This is a genomic window from Paenibacillus turicensis (genome assembly GCF_017873435.1).
In the GTDB taxonomy this organism is placed as follows: domain Bacteria; phylum Bacillota; class Bacilli; order Paenibacillales; family Paenibacillaceae; genus Fontibacillus; species Fontibacillus turicensis.
In genome coordinates this window covers 41,194-47,767 of sequence record NZ_JAGGKG010000028.1, presented here as the reverse complement: position 1 = coordinate 47,767, position 6,574 = coordinate 41,194, and the positions used below count along the sequence as shown (strand labels likewise).

Below are 6,574 nucleotides of genomic sequence, written 5' to 3'. Positions count from 1 at the left end.
TATCTTGCTTCTTTTAGACACTATAAAAACTCCCATCATGGTAGAAGTAGAATTTTTGTTTTTTCTACTGTCTACTATGATGGGAGCATATCATTCGCATTTGCGGATGTGTTCTTTTTATTTTTTACATTGCGTTTACAAAACGAATACAGGGAGTTAATGCATGGTTTTTATAATCAAGGTAACAAATAAATCAAGGGGGCAACACTTGAAATGAAAAAATCGTTAATGTTAGTTTTAACTTTAATCCTAAGCGTGACTTTGGCAGCCTGTGGGCAAAGCAATGGTGCATCCAAAAATGGGACTGCAAAGGATGGAAATGGGTCTAAAACTGAAAATACAGCCAAAGGTGAAAATACTACCTCAGAGCTATCTGGCAACTTATTATCTTTAGGTTCTTCTGCTTTAATGCCATTAGTGGACGAAGCATCTAAGTCATTTATGGATAAAAATCCGAAAGTTTCAATTCAAGTCCAAGCTGGTGGTAGTGGTACTGGTTTAACTCAAGTATCTGGCGGACAAGCAGATATCGGTAACTCTGATGTGTTTGCAGAAGAAAAGCTTGATGCAGATAAAGCAAAAGAACTAGTAGACCACAAGGTCGCTGTAGTAGCCATGGCTGCTGTAGTTAATCCGTCAATCACAGTAGATAATTTAACCAAAGATCAGCTGGTTGGTATTTTCACAGGTAAAATTACAAACTGGAAAGAAGTTGGCGGCCCAGATCAAGCCATTCAAATTATTAACCGTCCTTCGAGCTCTGGTACACGTGCTACTTTTGAAAAATATGCACTTGGTACAAAATCTGCCGATATTAAAGGTTCGGTACAAGAGGAATCATCAGGTAACGTAAGAAAGCTGGTTGCTGACACGCCAGGGGCAATTGGTTACCTTGCATTGTCTTACTTGAACGATACAGTGAAAGCTGTGAAATATGAAGGTGTGGAAGCTACTGTAGATAATGTAGCAAGCGGACAATATGCAGTATGGGCTTATGAGCACATGTATACAAAAGGTGAGCCAAATGAAATTGCCAAAGCTTTCCTAGATTACATGGTATCTGATGAAGTACAAAATGGCGCAGTAACTAAGTTGGGTTACATTCCAGTAAGCAAAATGCAAATTGAACGTGATATTGAAGGTAAAATTACGAACAAGTAATAAAGCCTATACTAAAAGTAAAATTAGCATATTAGCATGACCTGCATTACATCAATGCTGCAGGAAAAGAGGCGCAGATTAGCCGCCTCTTTTCTGCGCTGGATAAAGGGAGCGGTATGATGGCACAGTCCGGCCAAAAAAATAAGTTACAACATCATATAATTGAAGAGTGGAGAGGGAAAATATTTGCTTCAGTCTGTATTTTTCTTTTGATCATTACTATTTTTTCTATGGTGTACTTTGTCGCCTCTAAAGGGGTTAGTACATTTATAACAAATGGGGTTAGCTTAAAAGAAGTATTTACAGGTGTAGAGTGGATGCCAGAAGGGGATAATCCGATTTTTGGTGCATTGCCATTTATTTTTGGTTCATTTAGTACCTCTATTTTAGCAGCACTAATTGCAGCACCACTTAGTATTTGTGCGGCTTTATTTATGGTTGAAATTATGCCTAAAGTTGGTAAAAAATATATGCAGCCTGTCATTGAATTACTTGCAGGTATACCTTCGGTTGTATATGGATTTGTAGGTTTAAGTGTCATTGTACCTTTTTATCGGGACGTATTTCCAGGCCAAGGGCTTGGTATAGCAGCGGGAGCAACTGTATTGTCCATTATGATCTTGCCTACGATCACCTCCATTGCATCAGATGCATTGTCAGCCTTGCCAGGTGGTTTAAAAGAAGCTTCCTACGCATTAGGGGCAACTAGATGGCAAACACTATACCGTACAGTTCTTCCAACTACAATGCCTTCTTTATTAACAGGGGTAGTATTGGGCATGGCTCGTGCGTTTGGCGAAGCCTTGGCTGTACAGATGGTTATTGGTAATGCACCGCATATTCCTAGCTCCTTATTTGAGTCAACTTCAACCTTAACTAGTGTCATTACATTAAGTATGGGTAATACAGTTACAGGATCTGTACAAAATAACGTGTTATGGACACTAGCTCTAATCTTGATGCTAATGACCTTTATTTTCGTATTCTTAGTAAGATGGCTGGAAAGGAGAGCGAGACGATGAATGCAAAAACAGCAGATAAAATCGCTACCACCGTCATTATTGCTATTGCTAGCATAATTGTACTCATTATGGCAGGTTTATTAGGTTTTATTTTATTTCGTGGTGTAGGTCATATTAGCTTTCATTTCTTAACCTCTGCACCTCAATCCATCAATGCAGGTGGGGGAATTGGTCCGCAATTATTTAATTCCATCTTTCTTTTATTTTTAACGATGATCATTACGATTCCCCTTGGCTTAGGTGCTGGTATTTATATGAGCCAATATGCGAAGCCAGGGAAAGTGACTAATTTTATTCGACTTATTGTAGAGGTGTTATCCTCTTTCCCGTCTATCGTTGTAGGTTTATTTGGACTATTAGTTTTTGTTAATATGTTTGATTTTGGGTTTTCCTTGTTTTCAGGTGCGTTAGCGTTAACCGTATTTAATTTACCCTTAATGGTACGGATTACAGAGCAAGGCCTAGCTGGAGTTCCATTACCGCAAAAGGAAGCAAGTCTTGCACTTGGCTTGTCCAAATGGAAAACAATTAAATCAGTTATGCTTCCAATTGCGATGCCAACGATTTTAACAGGGACAATTTTATCGGCAGGCCGTGTATTTGGTGAAGCTGCGGCATTGTTATTTACCGCAGGGATGAGTAGCCCTAGATTGGATTTTACCGATTGGAATCCACTTAATCCTACCTCTCCCTTAAATCCATTTCGTCCTGCTGAGACGTTAGCTGTTCACATCTGGAAAATAAATGCAGAAGGCTTAGCGCCAGATGCTGCAGAAATTGCTGCAGGTGCTTCGGCAGTGCTCATTATCACTGTGCTTCTGTTTAATGTGTGTGCTCGTTTACTTGGCAGATGGATGCATCGTAAATTTACAGCAGGTAAATAGGAGGGAAAAGGGATGGAAAATGCGACATTAGATACTGTCTCAGAGACAGCTTTAAATATTGCTTTGTCAGTAAAAAACCTAAATGTATTTTATGGCGAAAAGCATGCTGTAAAAGATATTTCGCTTGATTTTGCAGGAAAGCAAGTAACTGCACTTATTGGTCCTTCCGGTTGCGGAAAATCAACCTTCTTACGTAGCTTAAACCGCATGAACGATCTTGTTGACGGTGCTAAAATTACGGGGGATATTTGGATTGAGGGCGAAAATATTAATGACTCTAAAACCGATGTTGTTTTGCTACGACAAAAAATAGGTATGGTCTGGCAACGACCTAACCCTTTTCATAAATCGATTTACGACAATATTGCCTTTGGTCCACGTTACCATGGAATTAAAGATAAAAAGAAGCTGGATCAAATTGTAGAGGAGTCTTTAACAAAAGCGGCGATTTGGAATGAAACGAAGGATCGTTTGCATAAATCAGCGCTTTCCCTCTCTGGAGGACAACAGCAAAGGTTGTGTATCGCACGTTCAATTGCGGTAAATCCGCAAATTATACTTATGGATGAGCCAGCATCCGCATTAGATCCAGTCTCTAGCTCTAAGATTGAGGAGCTCATTACAGAGCTGAAAGAGGATTATTGTATTGTAATTGTCACCCATAACATGCAGCAAGCCGCTCGTGTGTCGGACAAAACCGCCTTTTTCCTCATGGGGGAGCTGGTTGAATTTGAAGAAACACCAGTTATGTTTACTAATCCAAGCGATCAACGGACTGCGGATTATATTTCGGGTAGATTTGGTTAAGAAATACTTAATAACAATTTTCTACGTTCCAGTTCGTTCTTACGATCGTTGTTAAAGTCAGATTATATAGAATGAACTTTTAAAGTTATAATCTGATTTTAAATACGAACGCTATCGCTTCTCCAGAATCTACCTGTCTCTTCGTTTTATCGTTATTAAGCACTGATTTGGCAGTTAAGAAAATAAAGCGTTAAGCTTTAAGGGGAAAGTTAGAAATCTTAAAATGCCCCTTAAAACTTAACGCTTATTAAAATTTTGGATATATTACTAATAATTAATAACAATCGCAAGAACTCTCTCGATCGCTGCTACCAGCCTCCGGTTGTTATTAAGTACTTATTTCTAAATAGAGCCACTTATTATTACAGCAACGAAATCACTAACAAATTATATAATACCAGCGGCAATACCACATTGTTATAGCTATTATAATTGTTCCAATACGGATTAAATAACCCGCGATTTGCCTCTACCTCTGGTCCTGCTACGATTAAATGTAAGTATCCCGCATGTGTATACAAAATTTTTCCTTCATACGTAAGCCCATCTACAGTTTGCACACGTACGAACTTACCAGTGTGTTGTTTACAAATAGTGTGTACTTCAGTTGTAACCTGTTGCAACACCTTAACCGTCTGTTCATTGGCTTGATACACCACTTCGTTGCGTCCTTCTTGTAATGCCATATTATATACCTCCATGCTTTGTTTTTTCCCTCTGTGTTTATGTTATGCAAGTTAAACTGGGGAAGTGCCTAGACATAGAGATTTTATTTTTATGAAATGTGATTTAAAGTACAGTTTATGATCTACGACGGAAGGGGGGTAAATTGATTTCCAGCCCCTCTAAGCCTGGTTGATTTTCCGCTTGCTGGGTGTCCTCTCTTACCTTGAGTAATGAAAGAAATGTAAATGCCTGTGCAAGTGTGCTAAATGCAGCACTGATTAAAGCAAGATCTTCTGCGGAAATTTCGTCTTCTACTAAGCTTTGCTCTGTTTGTTTTGACTTTGTTTTATTTTTTGCCAAAGGAATCACCTGCTTTTCACCGTATGTACATTATCATATGCATAAATGGATTCATTTTGTATAGGCATATAGCTACAATTGTGACATAAGGTTTTTCGCGTTATAAATGTGCATTCGCCGTGGCTAAATAGGAGGAACTGCAATATGATATCACATACTCACAGAGGAGGCGAAACGAATGTCAGAATGTTATGGCGGAAATGGAGTAGGTTTGGGTGCAGCAGCATTATGGACTTCTACTGGAACAATTTTAGTATTGTTCATCTTGTTAGTTATTGTTTCTAGAGCATTTATCTAATCCCTACCGTTTGAATAAGCAGTTTGCAAATTTAAAACCTCCGTTCATTATTTATGGACGGAGGTTTATTCATGTCTACATTTTAGGTTGGAACGTTTTGCAATCTGTTTCTTCGGAGCTGCGAGCATGATTCCCTTTGTTATAAACAACATAAATGGATGAAGCAGTACATTTATTACCTGCTGCATGGAAGTTACAACTGTTCACTTCGCATTTTACATCAGCGGCCATGTGAACTCACCTCCTTCCCTGTTAAGTAGGATTAACATTTAGGGGAGAAGGTATACCTTTTTTCACGTAGGTACTTAAAGGTTAAACACCCTGTGGGAACAAGGCATCCAGGGCAGGGCAAGGACGTTTATCAAGATAACGTTCTAATGGTGCAGGCATGTTAGAATAAATGTCTTTTAAGGAGGTGCCCTTATAAATATTTCCGATAATAACAGGATGGCATAGCTCCGAAATTAGGATATCACCATTACCATGAAGGTGGAGTTGCTTCATTCCTTCAATGCAGTGGGAGAAATACACGCCAGGCTGCTCTTTAAAGCCCATAGCATCTGCAAAGCGATCCATACAAGTAAAGTACAAGGTAGTATCTTCTTTTTTATTCGCAATTAAATCTTCAACTGATTTTTTTAATGCATCACGAGCTGCAATGGCTTTCCAACCGGTATGATCCATAATGATGCTGTTTTGAATTTCATGAGTACGTACACCCATCGCATACACATGCTCACTAATTTCATGCATATGATGCTCTGTTTCAGCAAACAATAAAGTTTCTAATACAGTATCAATGCTAGTTTGGGCACAATAAGCAATATTTTCACGAATTTTTTTGTATACAGTTGGGTGGATATTGTAGTACTTTGAGAATTTATCTGCTTCTGTAAAGTTAAAGGAAATATGAATCGTGGTGAGTCCTGCTTCAGCAAGGGCATCAATCCGCTCCTTATTTAGAAGACTACCGTTAGAATTTAATTGTGTTTCGATACCTTTAGATGCACAATAGGCAACAATTTCACGGCAATCATCATATTTCAGTGTCACTTCTCCACCAGATAGACGTACGCGGCGAATTGTAGGTATATCCTCTAAAATAGAAATAACCTCTTTACCGTTAATCGAATTTCCATCGTTGCGCTCATATGCACAGCAATAATCACAACGGAAGTTACAATTAGATGTAACCCCTACCTCTAATGCCTCTAGTGCATAGGTTTCTGGCTTTACTAGCTCAAGAAATTTATATTTTTTTTCACTCATCTTGTTCATTTTTCTCCCATTACCTCCATTGATCACATCATCGTCAACTTGTGTTTCATAAAAAAACATCGACCATAGTGATTATAAAGGTTTAGGATGCAAGCAAA

Annotated in this window: 10 protein-coding genes; 6 read left to right on the top strand and 4 right to left on the bottom strand. The window is 38.6% G+C overall.

The window, feature by feature from the left end; genetic code table 11:
- The 5 genes from J2Z32_RS20955 to pstB form a co-directional block, all read left to right on the top strand.
- Positions 1-192 (top strand): hypothetical protein (locus tag J2Z32_RS20955; RefSeq protein WP_210091152.1); only part of this gene is annotated, 192 nt, incomplete at its 5' end.
- A gap of 21 nt (positions 193-213) precedes the next feature.
- A complete protein-coding gene (locus tag J2Z32_RS20950) occupies positions 214-1,161 on the top strand; it encodes a phosphate ABC transporter substrate-binding protein (RefSeq protein WP_210091151.1) in 948 nt (315 codons plus the stop codon).
- Between the two features lie 119 nt (positions 1,162-1,280).
- Entirely contained in the window at positions 1,281-2,183 is a 903-nt protein-coding gene (gene pstC, locus J2Z32_RS20945; RefSeq protein WP_210091150.1) for a phosphate ABC transporter permease subunit PstC, read from the top strand.
- On the top strand, positions 2,180-3,067 hold the full coding sequence (pstA, locus tag J2Z32_RS20940; protein ID WP_210091149.1) for a phosphate ABC transporter permease PstA: 888 nt from the start codon (positions 2,180-2,182) through the stop codon (positions 3,065-3,067). The genes pstC and pstA overlap by 4 nt, the downstream gene beginning before the upstream one ends.
- A gap of 12 nt (positions 3,068-3,079) precedes the next feature.
- On the top strand, positions 3,080-3,874 hold the full coding sequence (gene pstB / locus J2Z32_RS20935; RefSeq protein ID WP_210091148.1) for a phosphate ABC transporter ATP-binding protein PstB: 795 nt from the start codon (positions 3,080-3,082) through the stop codon (positions 3,872-3,874).
- A 362-nt stretch (positions 3,875-4,236) separates the two neighbouring features.
- On the opposite strand, the gene J2Z32_RS20930 is transcribed toward pstB, so the two are convergent.
- Complete coding sequence (locus J2Z32_RS20930) at positions 4,237-4,560, bottom strand: acetyl-CoA acetyltransferase (protein WP_210091147.1); 324 nt, start codon at positions 4,558-4,560, stop codon at positions 4,237-4,239.
- 115 nt (positions 4,561-4,675) lie between these two features.
- Positions 4,676-4,900: a hypothetical protein gene (locus J2Z32_RS20925; protein WP_210091146.1), complete on the bottom strand. Its 225-nt coding sequence runs from the start codon at positions 4,898-4,900 to the stop codon at positions 4,676-4,678.
- 178 nt (positions 4,901-5,078) lie between these two features.
- On the opposite strand from J2Z32_RS20925, the gene J2Z32_RS20920 reads away from it, so the two are divergent.
- Entirely contained in the window at positions 5,079-5,198 is a 120-nt protein-coding gene (locus J2Z32_RS20920; RefSeq protein WP_210091145.1) for a sporulation protein YjcZ, read from the top strand.
- A 75-nt stretch (positions 5,199-5,273) separates the two neighbouring features.
- On the opposite strand, the gene J2Z32_RS20915 is transcribed toward J2Z32_RS20920, so the two are convergent.
- A complete protein-coding gene (locus tag J2Z32_RS20915) occupies positions 5,274-5,429 on the bottom strand; it encodes a DUF1540 domain-containing protein (protein ID WP_210091144.1) in 156 nt (51 codons plus the stop codon).
- An 81-nt stretch (positions 5,430-5,510) separates the two neighbouring features.
- A complete protein-coding gene (locus tag J2Z32_RS20910; protein WP_210091154.1) occupies positions 5,511-6,467 on the bottom strand; it encodes a radical SAM protein in 957 nt (318 codons plus the stop codon).
- Positions 6,468-6,574 lie beyond the last annotated feature (107 nt).

What these genes read in the sequence shown, in the direction of transcription:
- J2Z32_RS20950 (WP_210091151.1), top strand. Translation starts at nt 214, where the DNA reads ATGAAAAAATCGTTAATGTTAGTTTTAACTTTAATCCTAAGCGTGACT.
- pstC (WP_210091150.1), top strand. Translation starts at nt 1,281, where the DNA reads ATGGCACAGTCCGGCCAAAAAAATAAGTTACAACATCATATAATTGAA.
- pstA (WP_210091149.1), top strand. Translation starts at nt 2,180, where the DNA reads ATGAATGCAAAAACAGCAGATAAAATCGCTACCACCGTCATTATTGCT.
- pstB (WP_210091148.1), top strand. Translation starts at nt 3,080, where the DNA reads ATGGAAAATGCGACATTAGATACTGTCTCAGAGACAGCTTTAAATATT.
- J2Z32_RS20930 (WP_210091147.1), bottom strand. Translation starts at nt 4,560, where the DNA reads ATGGCATTACAAGAAGGACGCAACGAAGTGGTGTATCAAGCCAATGAA.
- J2Z32_RS20920 (WP_210091145.1), top strand. Translation starts at nt 5,079, where the DNA reads ATGTCAGAATGTTATGGCGGAAATGGAGTAGGTTTGGGTGCAGCAGCA.
- J2Z32_RS20915 (WP_210091144.1), bottom strand. Translation starts at nt 5,429, where the DNA reads ATGGCCGCTGATGTAAAATGCGAAGTGAACAGTTGTAACTTCCATGCA.
- J2Z32_RS20910 (WP_210091154.1), bottom strand. Translation starts at nt 6,467, where the DNA reads ATGAGTGAAAAAAAATATAAATTTCTTGAGCTAGTAAAGCCAGAAACC.